The 21,890-nt window shown below is 72.5% G+C and carries 14 protein-coding genes; 6 read left to right on the top strand and 8 right to left on the bottom strand.

Annotated features, from left to right (window positions below; genetic code table 11):
- The first annotated feature begins 9 nt into the window (after nt 1-9).
- On the top strand, nt 10-873 hold the full coding sequence (locus ACFY30_RS31770; protein ID WP_390848593.1) for a GNAT family N-acetyltransferase: 864 nt from the start codon (nt 10-12) through the stop codon (nt 871-873).
- Nucleotides 874-1,102: 229 nt separating this feature from the next.
- Here ACFY30_RS31770 and ACFY30_RS31765 read toward each other — a convergent pair whose 3' ends face one another.
- The 4 genes from ACFY30_RS31765 to ACFY30_RS31750 all read right to left on the bottom strand — a co-directional run bounded on the left by ACFY30_RS31765 (nt 1,103) and on the right by ACFY30_RS31750 (nt 5,626).
- Nucleotides 1,103-1,453: a peptidase inhibitor family I36 protein gene (locus ACFY30_RS31765; protein ID WP_390848592.1), complete on the bottom strand. Its 351-nt coding sequence runs from the start codon at nt 1,451-1,453 to the stop codon at nt 1,103-1,105.
- Nucleotides 1,454-1,620: 167 nt separating this feature from the next.
- Entirely contained in the window at nt 1,621-2,226 is a 606-nt protein-coding gene (locus ACFY30_RS31760) for a hypothetical protein (RefSeq protein ID WP_390848591.1), read from the bottom strand.
- A 150-nt stretch (nt 2,227-2,376) separates the two neighbouring features.
- The gene (locus ACFY30_RS31755) at nt 2,377-3,183 is read right to left on the bottom strand and encodes an endonuclease I family protein (protein ID WP_390848590.1); all 807 of its coding nucleotides are present in this window, start codon (nt 3,181-3,183) and stop codon (nt 2,377-2,379) included.
- 190 nt (nt 3,184-3,373) lie between these two features.
- A complete protein-coding gene (locus tag ACFY30_RS31750) occupies nt 3,374-5,626 on the bottom strand; it encodes a glycosyltransferase family 39 protein (RefSeq protein ID WP_390848589.1) in 2,253 nt (750 codons plus the stop codon).
- Between the two features lie 315 nt (nt 5,627-5,941).
- Here ACFY30_RS31750 and ACFY30_RS31745 point away from each other — a divergent pair, with 315 nt between their 5' ends.
- From ACFY30_RS31745 to ACFY30_RS31725, 5 genes are all read left to right on the top strand, one after another.
- Nucleotides 5,942-6,796, top strand: a complete 855-nt coding sequence (locus ACFY30_RS31745; RefSeq protein WP_390848588.1) for a serine hydrolase — start codon at nt 5,942-5,944, stop codon at nt 6,794-6,796.
- 70 nt (nt 6,797-6,866) lie between these two features.
- On the top strand, nt 6,867-7,892 hold the full coding sequence (locus tag ACFY30_RS31740; protein ID WP_390848587.1) for an esterase-like activity of phytase family protein: 1,026 nt from the start codon (nt 6,867-6,869) through the stop codon (nt 7,890-7,892).
- 95 nt (nt 7,893-7,987) lie between these two features.
- Nucleotides 7,988-11,707 (top strand): ABC transporter ATP-binding protein, encoded by a 3,720-nt coding sequence (locus ACFY30_RS31735; protein WP_390848586.1) that lies wholly within the window; start codon nt 7,988-7,990, stop codon nt 11,705-11,707.
- 95 nt (nt 11,708-11,802) lie between these two features.
- Nucleotides 11,803-12,210, top strand: a complete 408-nt coding sequence (locus ACFY30_RS31730; RefSeq protein WP_390848585.1) for a hypothetical protein — start codon at nt 11,803-11,805, stop codon at nt 12,208-12,210.
- Nucleotides 12,211-12,312: 102 nt separating this feature from the next.
- On the top strand, nt 12,313-13,725 hold the full coding sequence (locus ACFY30_RS31725; protein ID WP_390848584.1) for a S28 family serine protease: 1,413 nt from the start codon (nt 12,313-12,315) through the stop codon (nt 13,723-13,725).
- A gap of 2 nt (nt 13,726-13,727) precedes the next feature.
- On the opposite strand, the gene ACFY30_RS31720 is transcribed toward ACFY30_RS31725, so the two are convergent.
- The 4 genes from ACFY30_RS31720 to ACFY30_RS31705 all read right to left on the bottom strand — a co-directional run bounded on the left by ACFY30_RS31720 (nt 13,728) and on the right by ACFY30_RS31705 (nt 21,825).
- On the bottom strand, nt 13,728-17,894 hold the full coding sequence (locus ACFY30_RS31720) for a trypsin-like peptidase domain-containing protein (RefSeq protein WP_390848583.1): 4,167 nt from the start codon (nt 17,892-17,894) through the stop codon (nt 13,728-13,730).
- Entirely contained in the window at nt 17,891-18,217 is a 327-nt protein-coding gene (locus ACFY30_RS31715; protein WP_390848582.1) for a CU044_2847 family protein, read from the bottom strand. The genes ACFY30_RS31720 and ACFY30_RS31715 overlap by 4 nt, the downstream gene beginning before the upstream one ends.
- A 295-nt stretch (nt 18,218-18,512) precedes the next feature.
- Nucleotides 18,513-20,297: a glycoside hydrolase family 3 protein gene (locus ACFY30_RS31710; RefSeq protein WP_390848581.1), complete on the bottom strand. Its 1,785-nt coding sequence runs from the start codon at nt 20,295-20,297 to the stop codon at nt 18,513-18,515.
- Between the two features lie 646 nt (nt 20,298-20,943).
- Nucleotides 20,944-21,825, bottom strand: a complete 882-nt coding sequence (locus ACFY30_RS31705; RefSeq protein WP_390848580.1) for a haloalkane dehalogenase — start codon at nt 21,823-21,825, stop codon at nt 20,944-20,946.
- Nucleotides 21,826-21,890 lie beyond the last annotated feature (65 nt).

The following is a 21,890-nucleotide window of genomic DNA, read 5'->3' as shown; positions in this document are numbered from 1 at the left end:
CCTGAGGGCGTGGAATGGGCTGAACTCTCGGGCGCGGACCTACCGGCCGTCGTGGACCTCGCCGTGCGGTGCGCGGCCGTGGACGGCGGGCTGCCGGTCACCGCGTCACCCGGCTTCCTCGGGAGCCGGTACGCGGGTGAGGGCGTCGTGGCCGTCGGTGTCCTCCGCGACGGTGCGCTGGTCGCGTCGGGCTCCGTCCGCGAGGCGCGGGGGACCGTGGTGACCGGCCAGGTCGACCCGTCCCGGCGGGGCCGGGGGCTCGGCGGCGCGCTGCTGGACCGGCTGCTGGAGACGGGCCTGCGGCGGGCCGGCGGCCTCCGGGTGGAGACGGAGTCGCTGACCCCCGAGGCCCACGCCCTGTTCACCGCGCGGGGCCTGCGCCGCACGTTCGCGGAGGATGTCATGCGCCGCGACCTGGGAGGGGCCCTCCCCGGGGCGGTCCTTCCGGCCGGGGTCGCCGTCGAGGAGTGGGACGCCCGGAACAGGGCGGACTTCTTCGCCGCCTACCACGCGTCGTTCGCCGACCGCCCCGGTTTCCCCGGCTGGTCCGAGGCCCGGTGGACCGAGTGGACGGCCGGGGACGACGACTTCCGCCCCGGGTACTCCCTCCTGGCCCGCTCGGCCGACGGCTCGGCGGCCGGCTTCGTCACCTGCGCGCGGGACTTCCTCATCCAGGTGGGCACGGTGCCGGCCTGGCGCCACCGCGGCCTCGGCCGCGCCCTCGCCCTCGCCCTCGCCGCCCTGGCCCGCATGCGGGCCGCCGGAGAGCCCGAGGTCTTCCTCGACGTCAACGTGAACAACCCCGCCTCCGCCGCCCTCTTCGGCGGCCTGGGCTTTTGCGCCCTCGCCCGCAGGGCCCGCTACGAGCCGTGAATTCCCGTGCCGGCCGGGGACGGCCGTCGACCGGGTCCCGGCATGTCCGAGGCCCCGGCCACCGCCGACGACGTCGAGTCCGCCGTACGCCTCGCCGTCACCGCCCTGTGTGACGCCGGGCCGCTCGACCGGGATGCCGACGCCGGTTCCCCGGAGTGGGGTTGCCGGGCCGCGCGGGCCTCGCGCGGTGGCGTGGGCACGGTGAGCCGAGGAGCGGCGGGCGACAGGGTCAGCAGCCGCCCGCGCCCACGCCGTCGATCCGCCCGCCGAAGTCGCCGAGGTAGCGGGAGCGCCAGTCGCCGTTGAAGACGTCCCGCTTCTCGACCGGACCCCAGTTCACGAAACAGGCGCGGGTCGAGGCGACGAAGGAGCCCACGTGGTCGTGGAGATACGGCGGCATGTCGCGGTAGCCGCTGCGGGAGGTCCACTCCCAGCTGCTGCCGCTGAAGTTCTCACCGCTGTAGAAACAGACCGAGCCGTCGCTGCAGGAGGGGGCCGCGGCGGCGGTGGCGCTCTCGGCGGGCAGCGCGAGGGCGGTCAGGGCGAGGGCGGCGGCGAAGGACCAGGCACGAAGCTTCATCAGGATCTCCGGGAAGGGAAGGCGCGATCGACCCGGCGGAGCCGCCGGGTGCGGTCCTCATGCTTGCGGCCGGGGCGTCCGACATGCCCGGCCGGAAGATCCACGTCACCGGTGTGAGGTAACTAGTCGTTCCATAGGAAACGGCCCTGCTCGGAGCCGGGCCGCGGTCAGCCGAACCAGAAGAAGATCGTGTCGTCCGTGCGCCCCAGCTGCCGTGCCGCCTCCCACTCCTGCGCCTCGTACCGCATCAGCTCGGCGAACCTCCCCGCGGTCTCGGTGAATTCGCGGTCCAGCCGGTTCAGCACCGCCTCGTAGGCCGCCGCCAGCGCACCCGCCCGCTGGGCCGGCAGCACGCCGATCTGCGGCAGCGCGTCGCCGGGGTGCGGCAGCCGCAGCGGCGGACCGCTGAAGAGGTAGGTCACCGGCCGGACGTCCGACGGGACGCCGTGCCGGGCGAGTTCACTGTCCAGCGCGAAGAACCAGGACGGCCGGCGCCACACCCCGAGGTCCGTGGGGTCGGAGAAGTAGGGGGCCACGGCCTCGTGGAAGGCGTACGTGTACGAGGGGCACAGCTCCACGCTGGGCGGGGCGCCCTCGACCAGTTCCTCCAGCGCCCGGACCACCGGCACCGCCAGGCCGATGCCCTCCTCCCGCAGCCGTGCGTCGGTCTTCTCGCACCGCTCGCGCACGATGGCGAACATCCGCTCCTGCTCCTGCGTCCGCTCCACCGCCGTGAGCAGCCGGATCACGCTGCGCATGTCACCGGTGCTCATCTCCAGGCAGTAGCCCACTGGTTCGTCCTCCCCGCTCCGACGCCGGCCCTGGCGATCATCATGACCATGATCCACCACGACGCCCATGCCACAGGGCCCTCCCGGAAACACTCCGGGAGGGCCCTGTCGTGGGGTATGCGGTACCGCGTCCTACCAGATGGCCTCGACCCACTCGGGGTGGTCGATGAACGGGTTGCGGTTGTGCTGGTAGGTGTCGTAGATGACCTGGTTGCGCTTCTCCTCGAAGGCGCTCGGCGGGTCCTCGTCGTTCCACTGCTTGAGGACGGAGAGCTTGCCCATGTACGGGTTGCTGCCGTTGTTGACCTTCTCGTTGGGCTCCAGGTCGGCGAAGCCGTCGTCGCCTTCGTAGCGGACCGCCATGTAGAGGATCATGCGGGCCACGTCGCCCTTGTCCGCGTCGCGCGGCTCGAAGGAGTCGGAGTCGACGAGGCTGCCGCCGCCGCCCGTGACCGTGCTGCCGCCGTTGTCGAAGTCCAGGTTGCCGCGGATGCTGTTGACCTGTACGTCCGCGGGGCGCAGATGGTGCAGGTCCGTGCCGGGACCGGTGACCTCGCCGAAGTCGCCGTGGGACTTGGCCCACACGTGCTCGCGGTTCCAGTCGCCGACGTCGCCGCCGTTGAGGGACTTGCTGCGCGAGACGCCGCTGTACAGCAGGATCACGTTGCTGCTGTTGTTCGGGTCCTGGTCGGTGACCTTCAGGGCGTTCCAGACCGCGGAGTACGAGATCTTCGTGACGTTGGCGCTGATGATCGTGTGGAGGGACGACTTCAGACTCGTACCCGTCTTGCCGACCGCGTTCTTGTAGTACGTCGAGTCGTACGCCGTCGTGGTCGCCGCGGCGGGCGTCGCCGTGAGCGCGGGCGCGGTGAGGCCGGCCAGGACGGCAGCGGTGGCAAGCGCCACCGGCTTCCATCGGCGGATGCGTGTCGCCAGCATGTGGGGTGTCCGATCTACGCGGGTTGATTGAAGGCGGCAATCGGGAGAGTGACATGCACATGCGGTCATGGCAATGAATCTGACATGTCGATCAGATGAAGGGACCCGGCAAATCGCCCCGTGTCTACGCGAGTTGACATACCGGAACGGCCCCCGACAGGAGAGTCGGGGGCCGTGGGGGCTCTACCGGTCAGCTCACGTCGGACGGGTCCAGACGGTAGACGGTGGAGCCGGTGGACTGGGACGAGGCGTCCGACTCCGAGGACGAGCCCGACGCGGAGCTGTACTCGCTCTCCTTCACCGCCGTCCCGTTCTTCTGCACCCACGCGGTGATCTCCTGGTTCAGGCTGCTGTTGCCGCCCATACCGCCGCCGCCGAGCTGGATGTAGTGCAACTCGCCCTTCTTCACCAGCTCCTTGAGCCTGGCGAGCGTCATCGCCTGGTCGGAGCCGGTGAAACCCCACATGGAGATGACGGGCTCGCCGGTGCTGAGGATCAGTTGGCCCGCGCTCTGCGAGTTGGACACGGCGATCAGCCACGTGGCGCCGTCCTGGTGCTTCTCCAGGTACGAGACCAGCTCGCTGTCGGCGCCGCCGCCCATGCCTCCACCGGGGCCACCGCCGTTCCCGCCGGGTGCGCCGCCGGTCCCGCCGCCCGGGGCCGTGCCGTCCTCGCCGCCGCCCTGCGTGCCGCCGCCCGGGAACTCCCCGTTCACGCCGCCTTGTCGGCCGTCCGGCGCGCCGCTCGGAGCTCCGCCGCCCTGCGGGAGTCCGCCGTTGCCGCCGCCGGGGAACTCGCCGCCGGCCTGGCCGCCCTGCTGGGTGCCGCCCGGCATCTGGCCGCCGGGACCCCCCTCGCCGCCGAAGCCGCCCCGGCCCCCGCCGGGACCGCCCATGCCGCTCCCGGTGGACGGGCCGGCGGTGGGGTTGGTGCCGCCCATGCCGCCGCCGGCGGAGGAACCGAAGGCGGGGGAGGCGGCGTACGCCGTCGGACCCGCGAGGGCCGCCACGACCGCCGCGGCCACGGACACCCCGAGCAGCCGGACCCTCGTGCCGGAGCCCGCGGACCGGAACACGAACAGGCCCGCGACCGCCAGGACCATGACCACGCCGACGGCCGGCCACAGCCAGGTGTTCCAGCCGGTGGCCCGGCGCAGCAGCACGATCGCCCAGACGCCGGTGACCGCGAGCCCCGCGGGCAGCACCCAGGACCAGCGGGCGTCGCCGCCGCGGAAGGCGCGCCACAGCAGGACGCCGCCGCCACCGCACAGCGCCGCGACGCCCGGGGCGAGCGCGGTCGTGTAGTACGGGTGCATGGTGCCCTCGGCCAGGGCGAAGGTCAGGTAGTGCAGCACCGTCCAGCCGCCCCACAGGATCAGCGCGGCGCGGGTGAGGTCGGTGCGCGGGGCGCGCCCGCACCGCACCAGCCCGGCCACGAGCGCGATGCCCGCGAAGGGGATCAGCCAGGAGATCTGGCCGCCGAGGACGTCGTTGAACATCCGGCCGATGCCCGCGGTCCCGGCGAACGTGCCGCCCCCGCCGCCACCGCCCCCGCCGTTGCCCTCGCCGCCGAGGACCCGGCCGAGGCCGTTGTAGCCCATGATCAGGTCCCAGGCGCTGCCGTCGGTCGAACCGCCGATGTAGGGGCGGTCCGCGGCGGGCACCAGCGACACGGCCGTCGCCCACCAGAAGCTGGAGACGGCCAGCGCCACGGCGGCCAGCGCCAGGTTCACGGCCTTCTTCCGCCAGCCGAGCCGGGACGCGTACACGTACACGGCGAAGACGGCCGGCAGGGCGATGTACCCCTGGAGCATCTTGGTGTTGAAGGCGAGCCCGAAGCACACCGCGGAGCCGATGAGCGGCAGCAGCCGGTCGTCACGGGTGGCGCGCAGGGCGAGAGCCGCGCCGGCCACCATCAGCAGGACGAGGACGGTGTCCGGGTTGTTGTCGCGGTTGATGGCGACCGTGATCGGCGTCAGCGCGAGCACGAGCGCCGCGACCGCGGCCGCCGCATGCCCGAACACCCGCTTCACGCAGGAGTGCAGGATCCAGATCGTGCCCAGCGCCGCCGCGATCTGCGGCGCCATCATCTGCCAGGTGCCGAAGCCGAGGATCCGGCACGACAGGCCCATGATCATGAGCGCGAACGGCGGCTTGTCGACGGTGATGAAGTTGCCGGCGTCGAGCGAGCCGAAGAGCCACGCCTTCCAGCTCTGCGTACCGCTGTAGACCGCGGCGCTGTAGAAGCTGTTGAGGCTGCCGGAGGAGAGGTTCCAGCCGTAGAGCACCGCCGCCAGGATCATGATCGCGATCAGCGCGGGCAGCGACCAGCGAGGCGCCCCGTCCGGCGGCGGCGCGGCCGGGGCCGTCTCGGGGACGGCGGGCGGCGTCCGGTCGGGGGACGCGGGCGGGGGCGTGGGGAGTGGATCGGTGGCAGATGTCACCAGTGCACCGTGCATACGGCGGATGGGTGAGCGCTGTGCTCAGCCTGGGGGCAGCCTGTGACTGGGTGAGAGGCGGGTGAGAACGCGGTCCCCGTGCCCGCCCCCCCCCGAGGAACCCGTCTCCTGCGGACGCCTGCCCTTCGGCCGTGGCGAGGTGGTGCGGCACCCATCGGGTGGCGCGCAACTGCCCGGCCGGACATGTCCGTTGGGCGTTCCGGCCGGCATGCCTCATGCGTGCCCGCCGCGCCGGGGCGTACGGACGTGATCCGCGGAACGTGCGTACAACTATCGGTCGCACGTGTGAGTCAACGTGGCATGACTCACCGGACCTCCAGACGCAGGAGGGGACTGGTCGCCACGGCACTCGGCACCGGAGTCCTCATAACCGGCGTGGCCGCGGCCGCACCCGCCGCCGCCACCACCCCCACCGTCAGCTGTACGTCGAACACGACCGGCCTCGCCGCCAAGTTGAAGACGGACATCACCGCCGCCCTCGCCAACCGCAAGGGCACGATCGCGGTCGGCCTCTACGACCGCAGCACCAACACCACCTGCACCCTGCGCGCCTCCACCGCCTACGACTCGGCCAGTGTCGTCAAGGTGACCGTGCTCGCCGCGCTGCTGTGGGACGCGCAGAAGACGAACCGAGCGCTCACCAGCACCGAGAAGTCGCTCGCCACCAAGATGATCACCCAGTCGGACAACGCCTCCACCTCCACCCTGTGGCGGCAGCTCGGCATGACGAAGATCAAGGGCTTCCTGGCGGCGGCCAGGATGACCCAGACCACGCCGGGCGCCAACGGCTACTGGGGCCTGACCCAGATCACGGTGACCGACGAGCAGAAGCTGCTCAAGCTGCTCACGGCGCACAACACGGTCCTCACCGACGACTCGCGCTACTACATCCGCAAGCTGATGGGTCAGGTCATCTCCTCGCAGCGCTGGGGCACCCCGTACGGCCGGCCCGCCGACGTCTCCTGGCACGTCAAGAACGGCTGGCTGTCGCGTGCCACCAACGGCTGGCGCGTGCACAGCGTCGGCACCTTCAAGGGCGGCGGCCACGACTACATGATCACCGTCCTGACCCACGGCAACAGCACGATGAGCTACGGCATCACGACCATCCAGGGCGTCGCCAAGGTCATCCACAGGGATCTCGCGGCCTCCTGAGCGCATCCGTGCGGGACGGTCTTCACGAGCCGTCCCACCGGAGGTCACCGGTCCGCCCTACGGTGACACCATGCGCCTGCGAACCGTACTCGCCACCTTCACCGCCGGCCTGGCGGCGGCCGCTTCCCTGACCGCCGCCGGTCCCGCGCACGCGGACACCCGGGTGAACCACGCCTGTTCCCCGGCCGTCTCGATCGACGGTTTCTCCGACGTCCTCGACAAGACGGCCTTCGACGGCACCTTCGTCGGCAACTTCTCCGCCCTCGCCGTGGACCGGGACGGCTCCCTCGCGGCCCTCTCCGACCGCTCCTCCCTCTTCGGCCTCGACCCGGCGACCCTCGCGCCGCGGTCGGTCGTGCCGCTCGCCGACGACGGCGGCGCCGCGCTCGACAGCGAGGGCCTCGTCATCGACCGGGACGGCACCCGTCTCGTCACCTCCGAGGCCGAGCCGTCCGTCCGCCGCTACAGCGCCGACGGCCGGATCCTCGACCGCCTCCCGGTCCCCTCCCCGCTCCTCGTGGCCCCCGCCGGACGCGCCACCGCCAACCAGACCTTCGAGGGCCTGACCCTCCTGCCCGGCGGCCGCACCCTCCTCGCGTCGATGGAGTACGCCCTCTCCGGGGACAGCGCGGGCATCGTCCGCTTCCAGACCTGGACCCGGACCGGGGGCGGCCGCTTCCGCCTCGCGGCCCAGTACGCCTACCGCACCGACAGCGGCCTCGGCGTCCCGGAGGTCCAGGCCCTCCCCGACGGCCGTCTGCTGGTCCTGGAGCGCGGCTTCACCTCCGGCGCCGGCAACACGGTCCGCCTCTACCTGGCCGACGCGCGGCACGCGACGGACACCACCGGCGTCGAGAACCTCACCGGCCAGGACGGTGTACGCCTGGTCAGGAAGACGCTCCTCACCGACATCGCGGCCTGCCCGTCCCTGGGAGCGACCGCGAAGCAGCCCCAGCCCAACCCCCTGCTCGACAACATCGAGGGCATGGTGGTCACGGGCCACCGCCCGGGCCGCCTGAAGGTGCTGCTGGTCAGCGACGACAACCAGAACGCCGTGCAGACCACGCGCTTCTACCACCTGCGGGTGCGTGTCTGATCCCACGCCCCCGAAATGTTGCGGAGGGATGAAATCCGCTTCCGTGGGTGTTGGTGCCTTCCGGTAGAGCAGGCCGAAAATCGGAGGGCACCGGCGTGGGCGAGAAACGGGGATGGGCGCGGCGACTGGCGGGGTACGCCTGGCGGTACCCCAGGGACGCCGTCCTGGCCCTCGGCTCCTCCCTCGCCGGCATGGCCGTGATGGCGCTGGTCCCGCTGGTCACCAAGGTGATCATCGACGACGTCATCGGCGCCCACACCCGGGACATGGCCCCCTGGGCGGGCGCCCTGATCGGCGCCGCCGTCCTCGTCTACGCCTCCACCTACGTCCGCCGCTACTACGGCGGCCGTCTCGCCCTCGACGTCCAGCACGACCTGCGCACGGAGATGTTCGGGACGATCACCCGCCTCGACGGCCGCCGCCAGGACGAGCTGTCCACCGGCCAGGTCGTCGGCCGCGCCACCAGCGACCTCCAGCTGATCCAGGGCCTGCTGTTCATGCTCCCGATGACCATCGGGAACCTCGCCCTCTTCGTGATCTCCCTCGTCGTGATGGCGTGGCTGTCCCTGCCGCTCACCCTGGTCGCCCTCGCGGTCGCCCCCGCCCTGTGGTGGATCGCCAGGCGCAGCCGCAGCAGGCTCCACCCCGCCACCTGGTACGCCCAGGCCCAGGCGGCGGCCGTCGCGGGCGTGGTCGACGGCGCGGTCAGCGGCGTACGCGTGGTGAAGGGCTTCGGACAGGAGGACCAGGAGACCGGGAAGCTCAGGGAGGTCGGCCGCCGGCTCTTCGCCGGACGGCTGCGCACCATCCGGATGAACGCGAGGTACACCCCCGCCCTCCAGGCCGTCCCCGCTCTCGGCCAGGTCGCCATGCTGGCGCTGGGCGGCTGGCTCGCCGTGGGCGGCCACATCACGCTCGGCACCTTCGTCGCCTTCTCCACCTACCTCGCCCAGCTCGTCGGCCCGGTCCGGATGCTCGCCGTGGTCCTCACGGTCGGCCAGCAGGCCCGCGCCGGCACCGAACGCGTCCTGGAGCTGATCGACACCGAGCCGTCGATGACCGACGGCACCAAGGAACTCCCCGCCGACGCCCCCGCCACCGTCGAGTTCGACGACGTCTCCTTCGGCTACGACGCCGACCGCCCCGTCCTGGACGGGCTGAGCTTCGAGATCCGCCCCGGCGAGACCCTCGCCGTCGTCGGCTCCTCCGGCTCCGGCAAGTCCACGGTCTCCCTGCTCCTCCCGCGCTTCTACGACGTCACCCGCGGCGCCGTCCTCATCGGCGGCCACGACGTCCGCGAGCTCACCCTCGACTCGCTGCGGGCCGCGATCGGCCTGGTCCCCGAGGACTCCTTCCTCTTCTCCGACACGATCCGCGCCAACATCGCGTACGGCCGTCCCGACGCGACCGACGAGCAGATCGAGGCCGCCGCCCGCGCCGCCCAGGCCGACCGTTTCGTCGCCGAGCTGCCCGAGGGATACGCCACGAAGGTCGGCGAGCACGGTCTGACCCTCTCCGGCGGCCAGCGCCAGCGCGTCGCCCTCGCCCGCGCGATCCTCACCGACCCCCGCCTGCTGGTCCTCGACGACGCCACCTCGGCCGTGGACGCGGCCGTCGAGCACGAGATCCACGAGGCGCTCAGGCAGGTCATGGAGGGCCGGACGACCCTGCTGATCGCCCACCGCCGCTCCACCCTCAACCTCGCCGACCGCATCGCCGTCCTGGACGCCGGCCGCCTCGCCGACCTCGGCACCCACGAGGAGCTCCAGGAGCGCTCGGCGCTGTACCGCAGGCTGCTGACCGACCCGGACGAGCTGGGCGGCGTCTCGCCCGGCCACGCCCAGCCGGCGGCCGCCGCCGAGGACACCTCCGTACGCGACGAGCTGGACGCCGAGTTCGACGCCGAGCGCGGGGTCACCCCCCGGCTGTGGACCGGCGACCGTGAGCCGAAGGACACCGCGCTGGCGGGCATGCCGGCCACGCCCGAGCTCCTCGCCCAGGTGGAGGCGCTGCCGCCGGCCACCGACATCCCCGACGTGGACGAGGTCCGCGCGGTCACCCCCGAGGAGTCGTACGGCCTGCGCCGGCTGCTGCGCGGCTTCCGCACCCCGCTGCTGATCAGCCTCGGCCTGGTCGCCGTGGACGCCGGCATGAGCCTGTTCCTGCCGATCATGATCCGGCACGGCATCGACGACGGCGTCAGCCGTCTGGCACTGGGCGCCGTCTGGACGGCCTCGCTGCTCGCCCTGCTCGCCGTCGCCGTCCAGTGGGCGGCCCAGACGGGCGAGACCCGGATGACCGGCCGCACCGGCGAACGCGTCCTCTACTCCCTCCGTCTGAAGATCTTCGCCCAGCTCCAGCGCCTCGGGCTCGACTACTACGAGCGGGAGCTGACCGGCCGGATCATGACGAGGATGACCACGGACGTCGACGCGCTGTCGACCTTCCTGCAGACCGGCCTGGTCACGGCCTTCGTCTCCCTCGTCACCTTCTTCGGCATCATGGCCGCGCTGCTGGTGATCGACGTCCAGCTGGCGCTGGTCGTCTTCGCGACGCTCCCGCCTCTGATCGTCGCCACCTACTTCTTCCGCCGGGCGAGCGTGAAGGCGTACGAACTGGCCCGTGAACGGGTGTCGGTGGTCAACGCGGACCTCCAGGAGTCCGTGTCCGGGCTGCGGATCGTGCAGGCCTTCCGGCGCGAGCGGGACGGCGGGGCACGCTTCGCGGAGCGCAGCGACAGCTACCGCCAGGCGCGGATCCGGGGCCAGTGGCTGATCTCGGTCTACTTCCCCTTCGTGCAGCTGCTGTCGTCGGTGGCGGCGGCGGCCGTGCTGGTCGCGGGCGCGGGACGGGTGGACGAGGCCACCCTCACGACCGGCGCGCTGGTCGCGTACCTCCTCTACATCGACCTGTTCTTCGCCCCGGTCCAGCAGCTCTCCCAGGTCTTCGACGGCTACCAGCAGGCGACGGTGTCGCTGGGCCGCATCCAGGAGCTGCTCCGTGAGCCGACGTCCACGAAGGCGGCCGACGAACCCCTCGAAGTCCTCTCCCTGCGCGGCGAGATCGCCTTCGAGGACGTGCACTTCGCGTACGGCGAGGAGGAGGAGGCGCTCAGCGGGATCGACCTGCGCGTCCCCGCCGGCCAGACGGTCGCGTTCGTCGGCGAGACCGGCGCCGGCAAGTCCACGCTGGTCAAGCTGGTGGCCCGGTTCTACGACCCGACGGCGGGCCGGGTCACGGTCGACGGCACGGACCTGCGCTCCCTGGACCTCACCTCCTACCGCCACCGGCTGGGCGTGGTCCCGCAGGAGGCGTACCTGTTCCCCGGCACCGTCCGCGACGCGATCGCCTACGGCCGCCCGGACGCCACGGACGCCGAGGTCGAGGCGGCGGCGCGGGCGGTCGGCGCCCACGAGATGATCGCGACCCTCGACGGCGGCTACCTCCACGAGGTGGCCGAGCGCGGCCGCAACCTCTCCGCCGGCCAGCGCCAGCTGATCGCCCTGGCCCGGGCGGAGCTGGTCGACCCCGACATCCTGCTCCTCGACGAGGCGACGGCGGCCCTGGACCTCGCGACGGAGGCCCAGGTCAACCAGGCCACCGACCGACTCGCGGGTCGCCGCACCACCCTCGTCGTCGCCCACCGCCTCACCACGGCGGCCCGCGCGGACCGCGTCGTGGTCATGGACCACGGGAGGGTCGTGGAGGACGGCACGCACGACGAGCTGCTCGCGCTCGGCGGACGCTACGCCCGCCTGTGGCGGACCTTCGTCGGGGCGGCCGAGCCGGAGGAGCCGGTCGGCGCGTCGCGGTGACGGCCGCGCAACCATCCGACCTATGTCGTGCGTCCGTACATCAGTACGGAATCGCGTACGGTCACGTACGGCACATGCGGGAGGGGTCGGGGACCGTGGGGAAAGACGCGCGGGGTGTGCCGGGTGCGCTGCGGCGAAGGCTGGCGGTCGTCCTGGCGGTCCTGACCGCCGCCGGGGTGCTCGCGCTCGCGGCACCGGGCGCCGCGCAGGCCGCGTCCGCGCCCTGCGCGGGCCGCAAGGTGCGGACCCTGTCGTTCCCCACCGGTTCCGTGCTGGTCTACCGCAGCGGCGACTGGCTCTGCGCCTACACCGTCCAGCGGAACCCCGGCACCGAGCGGAAGATCTCGGTCAGCCTTCAGGTGCGCGGCCATGTCGCCGTGCGCAAGACGAGGAAGCACAGCCGACGGTCCGAGACGGTGCGCGTGCACACCGGACACCGCCCTGTACGGGTGAAGGGCTCGGTCGGCCGGGGCGAGGGCAGCTGGAGCTGGGCCCGCTACTGAGCCCCGCCGGGCGCGTGTCTTCGCCAACCCCCTCTGGTGCGACGGGTGTTGACCCGGATAACTTCCGGTGCACATCTGTCTCACAGGGAAGGGTGCACGCGCATGCGCAAAGCGCTCAGATGGCTGCTGGCGCTCACCGTGCTCATAGGCACGCTGAGTACGGCGGGTGCGGCCACCGCCGCCGAACCGGAGCCCACGGACATCAAGGACCGACTCCTCTCCGTACCGGGCATGAGCCTGGTCCAGGAGAAGCCGTATCCGGGCTACCGCTACTTCGTCCTGAACTACACACAGCCGGTGGACCACCGGCATCCGTCCGCGGGCACCTTCCAGCAGCGCATCACCGTGCTGCACAAGGACGTCAGCCGCCCCACGGTCTTCTACACCGGCGGCTACAACGTCTCCACGACCCCCAGCCGCCGTGAGCCGACCCAGATCGTCGACGGCAACCAGGTCTCCATGGAGTACCGCTACTTCACCCCGTCCCGCCCCGCCCCGGCCGACTGGTCCAAGCTGGACATCTGGCAGGCGGCGAGCGACCAGCACCGCATCTTCACGGCGCTGAAGAAGATCTACGCCGGCAACTGGATCTCCACGGGCGGTTCCAAGGGCGGCATGACGGCGACGTACTACGAACGCTTCTACCCCAGGGACATGGACGGCGTGGTGGCGTACGTCGCCCCCAACGACGTCGTCAACGACGAGGACTCGGCCTACGACCGCTTCTTCGCCTCCGTCGGGACCAAGGAGTGCCGCGACCGGCTGAACGCGGTGCAGCGCGAGGCGCTGGTGCGCCGCGAGCCGCTGGAGAAGAAGTACGAGGCCTACGCGGCGGAGAACGGCTACACGTTCACCACGATCGGCGGCCTCGACCGGGCGTACGAGGCGGTCGTCCTGGACTACGTCTGGGGCTTCTGGCAGTACAGCCTGCTCTCGGACTGCGACACGATCCCGGCGAACGCGGCCACGGCCACCGACGACGAGATCTGGACGTCGGTCGACACGATCTCCGGCTTCTCGTTCTACACGGACCAGGGCCTGGAGCCCTACACGCCGTACTACTACCAGGCGGGCACCCAACTCGGCGCGCCCACCATCCACTTCCCGCACATCGAGAAGAAGTACATCCGCTACGGCTACCAGCCCCCGCGCAACTTCGTCCCGCGCGACATCTCGATGCGCTTCCAGCCCCGGGCCATGCGCGACGTCGACACCTGGGTGAAGCACCACGCCCACCACATGCTCTTCGTCTACGGCCAGAACGACCCGTGGGGCGCGGAACGCTTCCGCCTCGGCAAGGGGGCCGAGGATTCCTACGTCTTCACGGCCCCGGGCCTCAACCACGGCGCGAACGTCGCCGGCCTGACCGCCGACGAGAAGGCCCTGGCCACGGCCCGGATCCTGGAGTGGGCGGGCGTCTCGTCCACCGCCGTGGCCCGGGCGAAGCCACTGGCCGCGTTCGACACGAAGCTGGACGTCCGGGACGTGGAGCGGGAGCCCGCGCTGCGGCCGTGAGGTCAGCCGGACGGGCAGACCGAGGAGACCGACTCGTCGGGCAGGTAGGCGGCGCGCTCCTGGGGGGTGAGGTCGCGGTGGACCACCCGGCAGATCCTGTCGATGGCCTCGGAGGGTGTGTCCAGAGCTTCCGTGCCCCACAGCCGCACCGTCTTGTCGTCGCTCGCGGTGGCGACGGTGCGGCCGTCGGGGCTGAAGGCCACCGTGTTCACGAAGTCGGCGTGCCCGATCAGGGGCTTGCGGGTCTTGCCGGTGTCCGCGTCCCACAGGCGGGCCGTGTTGTCGCCGCTGCCGGTGGCGAGGACGCGGCCGTCGGGGCTGAAGGCCACGCCGAACACCTCGGCGGTGTGCCCTCTGAGAGTGACGCGTGGCGTGCCGGTGCCCACGTCCCACAGCCACACCGTCTTGTCGTCGCTCGCGGTGGCGACGGTGCGGCCGTCGGGGCTGAAGGCCACCGCGTTCACCTCGTCGATATGTCCTTCGAGGACGGCGCGTGACGTGCCGGTCCTCGTGTCCCACAGGCGGGCCGTCTTGTCGGCGCTGCTGGTGGCGACGGTGCGGCCGTCGGGGCTGAAGGCCACGCCGAACACCGCGTCGCCGTGCCCCTTGAGGGTACGGCGGTGGGTGCCGGTCTTCGCGTCCCACAGACGGGCCGTCCCGTCCACGCCGGTCGTGGCGACGAGGCGGCCGTCGGGACTGAACGCCGTCCCGACCACCACATCGGTGTGTCCTCGGAGAGTGGTGCGGGTCTTGCCGGTCTTCGCGTCCCACAGGCGGGCCGTCCTGTCGGCACTGGTCGTGGCGACGGTACGGCCGTCGGGACTGAACGCCACCGCCACGACATCGGCTGTGTGTCCCTTGAGGGCGGTGCGGGTCTTGCCGGTCTTCGCGTCCCACAGGCGGGCCGTCCTGTCGGCGCCGGCGGTGGCGACCGTCCGGCCGTCGGGACTGTACGCCACGCCGGTCACCTCGCCCGTGTGCCCGGCGAGAATCCTCCGGGAGCGGGCGACGTTCGCGTCCCACAGACGGACGACCTTGTCCCGTCCGGCGGTGGCGAGGATGCGGCCGTCGGGGCTGAAGGCCACCGCGAAGACGGCGTCGGTGGAGCCGGTGAGGGCGTCCCGGGGCGTCCCGGTGGCCACGTCCCACAGCCGTACCGGCCGTTCGAGGCCGACGGTGACCAGCGTGTGGTTGTCAGGGCTGAAGGCGACTCCCACCACTTGTTCGGTGTAGCCGCTGAGGGCGACGCGAGGTCTGCCGCCGGCCACGTCCCACAGCTGGGTGACGTAGTCGAAGCCCACGGTGGCGAGGGTACGGCTGTCGCGGCTGAAGGCCACCGCGACCACGTCGGCGGTGTGCTTCTTGAGGACGGTACGCGGCTTGTCGGTGTCGGCGTCCCACAGGATCGCCGTCTTGTCGGTGCTCGCGGTGACGAAGGTGCGGCCGTCGGGGCTGAAGGCCACCGCGTTCACGTCGTCCGTGTGCTCCTTGAGGACCGGGCCGGGCTTTCCGGTGCGCGCGTCCCACAACCGTGCCGTGTCGTCGTTGCTCGCGCTGGCGATCGTGCGCCCGTCCGGGCTGAAGACCACGGCGTTCACCTGGTCGGTGTGCCCTTCGAGCGTGCGCCGTGGCTTGCCGGTGCGGGCGTCCCACAGCCGTACGGTCCGGTCGGTACTCGCGCTGGCGAGCGTGCGGCCGTCGGGGCTGAACGCCACGGACCACACCTCGCCGGTGTGCCCTCGCAGAATCGGACCGGGGTCGCCCGTGGAGACGTCCCACAGCCGTACGGTCTTGTCCGCACCGGCACTCGCGAGCGTGCGGCCGTCCGGGCTGAACGCCACGCGGTACACATCACTCGCGTGCCCCGACAGACGACGGTGCATCGGCAGGAGGGCGGCGGTGGTGCGCAGATCCTCCACGGCCTCGGCCGTATGGCTGCTGCGATAGGCCTGGATCGCCAGCAGCGACGCGAGGTCGGTGTTCGTGCCGCTGATCTCGTTCGACTGCGCCGCCAACTGCCGCGAGACCGCCGCCCGCCGAGCCTCGTTCACCGACCGCCACTGCCAGATCGCGCCCGCCGCCGCCACCAGCGCCAGCACCAGCAGTCCCCCGAGCACGGCGCTCAGCCGCCTGCTCCGCCGGATCGACGCCCGCTGTCGTTGCCGGCTGGCGTTCAGGAACTCCGAGATGTCGGAGGGCAGGTGACGTCGGCGGGACCACTCCAGCCCCTCCGCGAGGGCGGTTCCGCCGAGGAGGTCGCCGGGGTCCTTGTCCGCGGCAACCCAGCGGGCCCGCCGTTCGTGTGTGTGGCTGAGCCATTCCTGGAAGCGGTGGTCCTGGTCGACCCACTCGCGCAGCGCGCCCCAGTCGCGGATGAGCGCCTCGTGGATCAGCTCGGCCACCGGCTCGCCGGGTGAGTCTTCGGGGTCGCGCGGTCCGTGCAGGGTCTGGGTGGTGATGATGCGGTGGCGGGCGAGGGAGGCGATGACCGTGTCGACGGCCGCGAGGTCGTCGTCGGCCGAACCGCCGGGGTCGGACGCCAGGTCCCGAAGCTCGTCCAGCGGTACCTGGGTGCGGACGGCCGAGATGTTGTGACTGGGGTCGGCCGGGTGCACCAGGGAGGTCAGGGCCCGCTGGGCGATGGCCTGTTGACGGGGGGACAGTTCGCTCAGGGCGTTCTCGCACCACGTGGTGACGCTTCCGCTGACCCCGCCGATGCGCCGGTAGGCCTCGTGGGTCAGGTAGCCGTCCCTGCGCCGGTGCCACAGCTGGCTGAGCGTCATCTCCAGCAGCGGCAGGACGGTGACGGGCGCCTCGCCGGTGAGGGACGCTCCGGGGGTGGTCTCCAGGACGTCGCTGATGATCTGCTCGGGCAGCCCCGGCTGGAAGTGGAGCCCCACGTCCCGGGCGGGCAGCACGATGATGTCGTGCAGGTCCTGCCGGCCCAGTGTGCCGGGCACGTTGAGGAGCCCCGGCATCGCGGTCTCCAGCAGCCTGGGGGCCAGAGCGGCGAGCTGGGGGTAGAAGTCGTCCCGCATGATCAGGATGACGGTGATCTTGGTGTAGGCGTCGGCGGCCGAGGTGACCTCGTCGATGACGGCAAGGAACTCCCGCAGCCGGCCGTCGGCCCGCTGGACGAGGAGTTCCTCGAACTGGTCGATGACCAGCAGCACCCGGTCGTGGGCGGGCTCGGCGGCCAGCAGGCGGTTGACCGCCGCCGTGATGCCTTCGTCGGCAGCCCCGGGCAGCCCGGCCCGTTCGATCTCGGCGAGCATGTCCTGCCGCGGGCGGGCGAGCACGGGCAGCCAGCGGTCGCTGCCCGGCAGCCGTCCCTCCGCCAGGGCCCGCAGCACACCCGCCTGGATGAGTGACGACTTGCCCGAGCCCGACGGTCCGAGCAGCAGCGTGAGCCGCCGCTGCCGGGCGAGGTTCGCCAGGACCTGTCGCACGGCGTCCTGGCGGCCCTCGAACCAACGCGCGTGTTCCGCGGTGAACGGCTCCAGGCCGCGGTACGGGCACACGTCCCGCTCCGCCAGCTTCGGCTGGATGTCCCGGAGCACCTGTGTCGGAGTCACGTAGGCGATGCCCGTTCCCCGTTCGAACGTGTCGGGCGCGGCGATCTCCGTGAGCATGCCGACGACCAGGCCGGTGATCTCGTCGAGGACGGGACCGCCGCTGAAGCCGGTGGTGAGGTCGTTGGCGTCGGTCAGCTGCAGATGAGTGCACCTGCCGTCCGCGCCGGGCAGCAGGTCGCCGCTCACACCGAAGCCGAAGTGCCCCTCGGGCGGGGCCTGCGCGGGGAACCCGAACGAGCGCACCTGGTGGCCCCGGCAGCCCTCCGCGGAGCCCAGTGACAGCGTCCGGGCCCCGGTCGGTGTGGCCGCCAGGCGGATGAAGGCCACGTCCTCGGACTCGGCGGCCCGCCACAGCTCGGTGGGGACGTGTCCCTCCAGGCGTTCCGCGCCGTCCACATGGGGAAAGGTCAGCAGGATCTCCGCCCCGGGCCCGCTCCCGGCCGCCTCGACGACGTGCGCGCAGGTGACGACCGTGCCGTCGGCCACCAGGAACCCCGTCCCGGCGACCACTCCGTCCGGCCGGTGGATCCGGGCCACGGCGGTGAGCAGATCCGCCCCGAAGCCGTCGCCGGCCTGCTGTTCCTCGCCGCTCACCGGGTACCGTCGCTTTCCCAGGCCACGGTCACCCGCAGGTGGCAGCCGGCTTCGCTCTTGGTGATCACCGCCCCGGCCTCGAACGCGAGGTCCACCCCGAACTCGACGGCGATGTGGTCGGGCCGGGCCTTGCGCAGCGCGTCGAGGGCGACGCGTACGGCCTCCGTGACCGGCTCCAGGGCCCCTTCCAGGGTGCCGGGCAGATCGCGCACGGCGTCGCCGACGCGTCCGGCCTTCACCGGCCCGTCCCATCCGGCGGCCTGCTGTTCGACCAGGATGCAGCCTCCGCCGTCCAGCGGAATCCGTGCCAGAGGTGTCACCATGTCCCGTCCGCCTCCCGTACCGGCTCTCCAGAGCCACGCACCAGCCTTCTCGGCGCAGGCATATGCCGCATGCTGGAGAGGGCCGTCCGCGTGAGAGGCGGCGACCGGGGAACCTTCGGCCGAAACCGGACACGGCGGGCGGGGCGGGGCGGCGGGGCGGCGCTCTCCGCCGACTGGACTGCCCTCAGGATGCCGGCCGGCAGCGGCCGGCCCGTCCGGCGTCGGACGCGCAGCGCACACCCGGTCGTACGGCCCCCTAAGCCCGGACCGGCGCCGCGGGGGTAAGGGGTCCGCTTCAGTACGTCAGGCCGTGGCCGACGGGATACAGCACGCGCGCCGGGTCGTCCGCCCGCTGGACCGGCACCGGGAGCCGCCCCTGCGGCCGTACCGTCCCGGCGATCACCCGGGCGGCGGCCCGCAGTTCGGGGTCGGACCAGGAGTAGGTCGCCAGGCAGGCCCGTACGGACGGCAGATGGGCCACGTCGTACGGGTTGCGGACGGCCACCGCCACCACCGGGCGGCCGGTCGCCGTCAGCCGGTCCACCAGCGTGCGCTGCGCGCTCGCGGCGGTGACGTTGCAGGTCGTCACCACGACGGCGTCGGCCTCGCCCGCCGCCGCCACCGCCCGGGCGATCGTCTCGGCCGACGGGTCCGTGCCCGTGGGCAGGGCAACCGCGCTGAAGCCGAGCCCGCTGAGGGCGGCGGCCAGGACGCCGGTGGGCGGTCCGGTGGTGCCGGAGGGGGAGGCCGGGTCGGCGCCCACGACGAGGAGCCGGCGGTGGGCGTGGGGGGAGAGGGGGAGCAGCGGGCCCTCGTCGACCAGCAGGGTCGTGGTCCGTTCGGCGATCCGTTCCGCCTCGGCGAGATGTTCGGGCCGGCCGACCACGCGGCCCACGGCGGAGGAGTCGGTGTACGGCTCGGCGAGCAGCCCCAGCTTCTCCTTCAGCCGCAGGATCCGCAGCACCGACGTGTCGAGCCGCTCCTCGGTGAGTTCACCGTCCCGTACGGCCCTCAGGACCGCGTTCCGGGCCACCGCGAGGTCGGGCGGGTCGAGGAGCTGGTCCACCCCCGCCTTCAGCGCGAGCACCGGCACCCGCTCGTCGCCGTACTTGGTGCGCACCCCCGCCATGCCGAGCGCGTCGGTGACCACGACCCCGTCGTAGCCGAGGCCGTCGCGCAGGATGCCGGTGAGGATGGGGCGGGAGAGGGTGGCCGGGTCGCCGGAGGCGTCGAGGGCGGGGACCAGGAGGTGCCCGGTCATGATCGAGTCCACCCCTGCCGCGATCGCCGCCCGGAAGGGGGCCGCGTCCAGCCGTTCCCACTCCGCGCGGGTGTGGGTGATCACCGGGAAGCCGGTGTGGCTGTCGACCGCCGTGTCGCCGTGCCCGGGGAAGTGCTTGGCGGTGGCCGCGACCCCGGCGGCCTGGTAGCCCCTGATCTCCTCGGCGACCAGGGCCGCCACGGCCTCGGGGTCGGCGCCGAACGAGCGCACGCCGATCACCGGGTTGGCCGGGTTCACGTTCACGTCGGCCACGGGGGAGTAGTTCTGACGGACACCCGTCGCGCGCAGTTCTCGGCCCGCGATCCGGCCGAGGGTGCGGGCGTCCCGCCCCGATCCGCCGGCGCCGAGGGCCATCGCGCCGGGGAACAGGGTGGCCGGCCTGCCGATCCGGCAGACGACGCCGTGTTCCTGGTCGGTGGAGATCAGCACCGGCAGACCGCGCGGCTGCTCCAGGGAGGCGCGCTGGATGCCGTCGGAGAGCTCCGCGATCTGGCGCGGGTCGCGTGTGTTGTGGGCCCAGGCGAAGTAGATGACGCCGCCCGGCCGGTGACGGGCGATCAGCTCGGCGGCCGTGCGGACACCCAGCTCCTTCAGGTTGGCGTCGACGTCGGCCTGGTCGGGCGCGGTCGCCGAATGGCCGTACACCCGCGCGACGAAGAGCTGGCCGGCCTTCTCCTCCAGGGTCATCCGGGAGAGGAGGGCGGCCGGGCGGGTGTCGTCCCCGTGGGCCGCACCGCCGACGGCGAGGGCCGCGGTGACGCCCGCGCCGGCGGCGAGGACGGTACGTCGGGAGGGCATGCGCGCTCCTTCCGGAGGGGGCCGGTGACGGAGGGTCCGATGACGGAAAGGGTCCGCTGACCGGGGGATCCGCCGCCGGAGGGGTCCGTGGCGCACGCTACCCGCGAGGGGGCCGTCATCGGCGCATTGGAGGGGGGCGCGCCGATGACGGCAGGACCGCCGGCCGCGGTGCGGCGGAGAGGGTGGGTCGGCGATCGCAGCCAGCGGCGAGGGCCGACACCGCACCGAGGTGACTCGTCCGGCGGCTCGCGGGTTGGACGGGCGGGGAGGGATACGGGTTCCCCGGGCGCACGGATTTCCGGAAGCCGGGACACGAGGGGCACGGATGCGCCCGCGGGACGGTCCCTCGGCTGCTCCCGGCTGCTCCCGGCGGCCCCCCGGTGGTCAGCCGGCTGCTCCCGGTGGTCACCCGGCTGCTCCCGGTGGTCACCCGGCTGCTCCCGGTGGTCACCCGGCTGCTCCCGGTGGTCACCCGGCTGCTCCCGGTGTTCTCGCAGCTGCTCCCGGTGGTCACCGCGGCTGCTCCCGGTCGGTTGCTCCCGGCTGGTCCCGGTTGTTCCCGGCGGCCCCGGCGGTCACCCGGCTGTTCCCGGTTGCTCCCGGCGGCCCCCGGTGGTCACCCCGTTGCTCCCGGCGGCCCCGGCGGTCACCCGGTGCGGCGCAGGCCGTGCCGGTCGGCCCACGCGGAGATCGCCGCCGCGATCTCGGCCGGCCGGTCCTCCGTCGCGTGGTGTCCGGCGGACCCGCACGGCACCGTCTCCAGCGAGGCGATGTGCGTGGCACACCAGTCCGCCGTCTCCGGCCCGATCAGCAGGGTGGGCGAGCCCTCGAAGGTCAGCAGCAGCTTGGGTACGTCCTCGCTCTTCGCGAGCCAGGCGTCGTACGCCTCGATACGGGCGACCAGTGCGGCCGGTTCGCCCCCGAGCGGCATCTGCCGGGCCCAGGACAGCAGCGGGCGGCGGCTCTCCCGGGTCGGGTACGGCGCGAGGTAGGCCGCCAGGTCGGCGTCGGAGGCCGGGGTGAGGACACCGCCGGTGTAGGCCTGCCGTACGAAGAGGTTCTCGTCGAGCATCGCCTCGCCCGCCTCCGACCGGATCGCCTCCGAGCGCGCCCGGGCCTGGGGAGTCAGCTCCTCCCAGGCCAGCGGCTTGACGATGGACTCGAAGAACGCGAGGCCGCGTACCCGCTCCGGGTGCCGGGCTGCCCAGTCGCAGGCCAGGGCACCGCCCCAGTCGTGACCGACCAGCACCACCCGGTCCAGGCCGAGCGCGTCGCACCAGGCGTCCAGGTGACGGGCGTGGTCGTCGAAGGTGTAGGCGAGGTCGGGCTTGCCGGAGCGCCCCATGCCGATGAGGTCGGGCGCGAGGAGGCGGCCCGCGCCGATGCCGGGGAGGACATGACGCCAGGTGTGCGAGGAGGAGGGGTTGCCGTGAAGGAACACGAAGGCCGTCGCGCCGGCTTCCTCACCGGCTTCCACGCCGACCTCCTCGTGGTGGAGGGACGAGCCGAGCACGGGTGTCGTAGGCATGCACGGTACGGTACATGGATATTATGTCCATGACTACTATTAGAGGATTGCCGGGTTGCCGGGAG

Origin of the sequence: Streptomyces sp. NPDC000345, from assembly GCF_042898825.1 — a bacterium.
Classification (GTDB): Bacteria; Actinomycetota; Actinomycetes; order Streptomycetales; family Streptomycetaceae; genus Streptomyces.
Note: the sequence above shows the minus strand (reverse complement) of the source record. Positions and strands in the feature narration are given on the sequence as shown.

Coding starts and splice junctions, on each gene's coding strand:
- ACFY30_RS31765 (WP_390848592.1), bottom strand. CDS start 1,453: ATGAAGCTTCGTGCCTGGTCCTTCGCCGCCGCCCTCGCCCTGACCGCC.
- ACFY30_RS31760 (WP_390848591.1), bottom strand. CDS start 2,226: ATGAGCACCGGTGACATGCGCAGCGTGATCCGGCTGCTCACGGCGGTG.
- ACFY30_RS31755 (WP_390848590.1), bottom strand. CDS start 3,183: ATGCTGGCGACACGCATCCGCCGATGGAAGCCGGTGGCGCTTGCCACC.
- ACFY30_RS31745 (WP_390848588.1), top strand. CDS start 5,942: ATGACTCACCGGACCTCCAGACGCAGGAGGGGACTGGTCGCCACGGCA.
- ACFY30_RS31740 (WP_390848587.1), top strand. CDS start 6,867: ATGCGCCTGCGAACCGTACTCGCCACCTTCACCGCCGGCCTGGCGGCG.
- ACFY30_RS31725 (WP_390848584.1), top strand. CDS start 12,313: ATGCGCAAAGCGCTCAGATGGCTGCTGGCGCTCACCGTGCTCATAGGC.
- ACFY30_RS31715 (WP_390848582.1), bottom strand. CDS start 18,217: ATGGTGACACCTCTGGCACGGATTCCGCTGGACGGCGGAGGCTGCATC.
- ACFY30_RS31710 (WP_390848581.1), bottom strand. CDS start 20,297: ATGCCCTCCCGACGTACCGTCCTCGCCGCCGGCGCGGGCGTCACCGCG.
- ACFY30_RS31705 (WP_390848580.1), bottom strand. CDS start 21,825: ATGCCTACGACACCCGTGCTCGGCTCGTCCCTCCACCACGAGGAGGTC.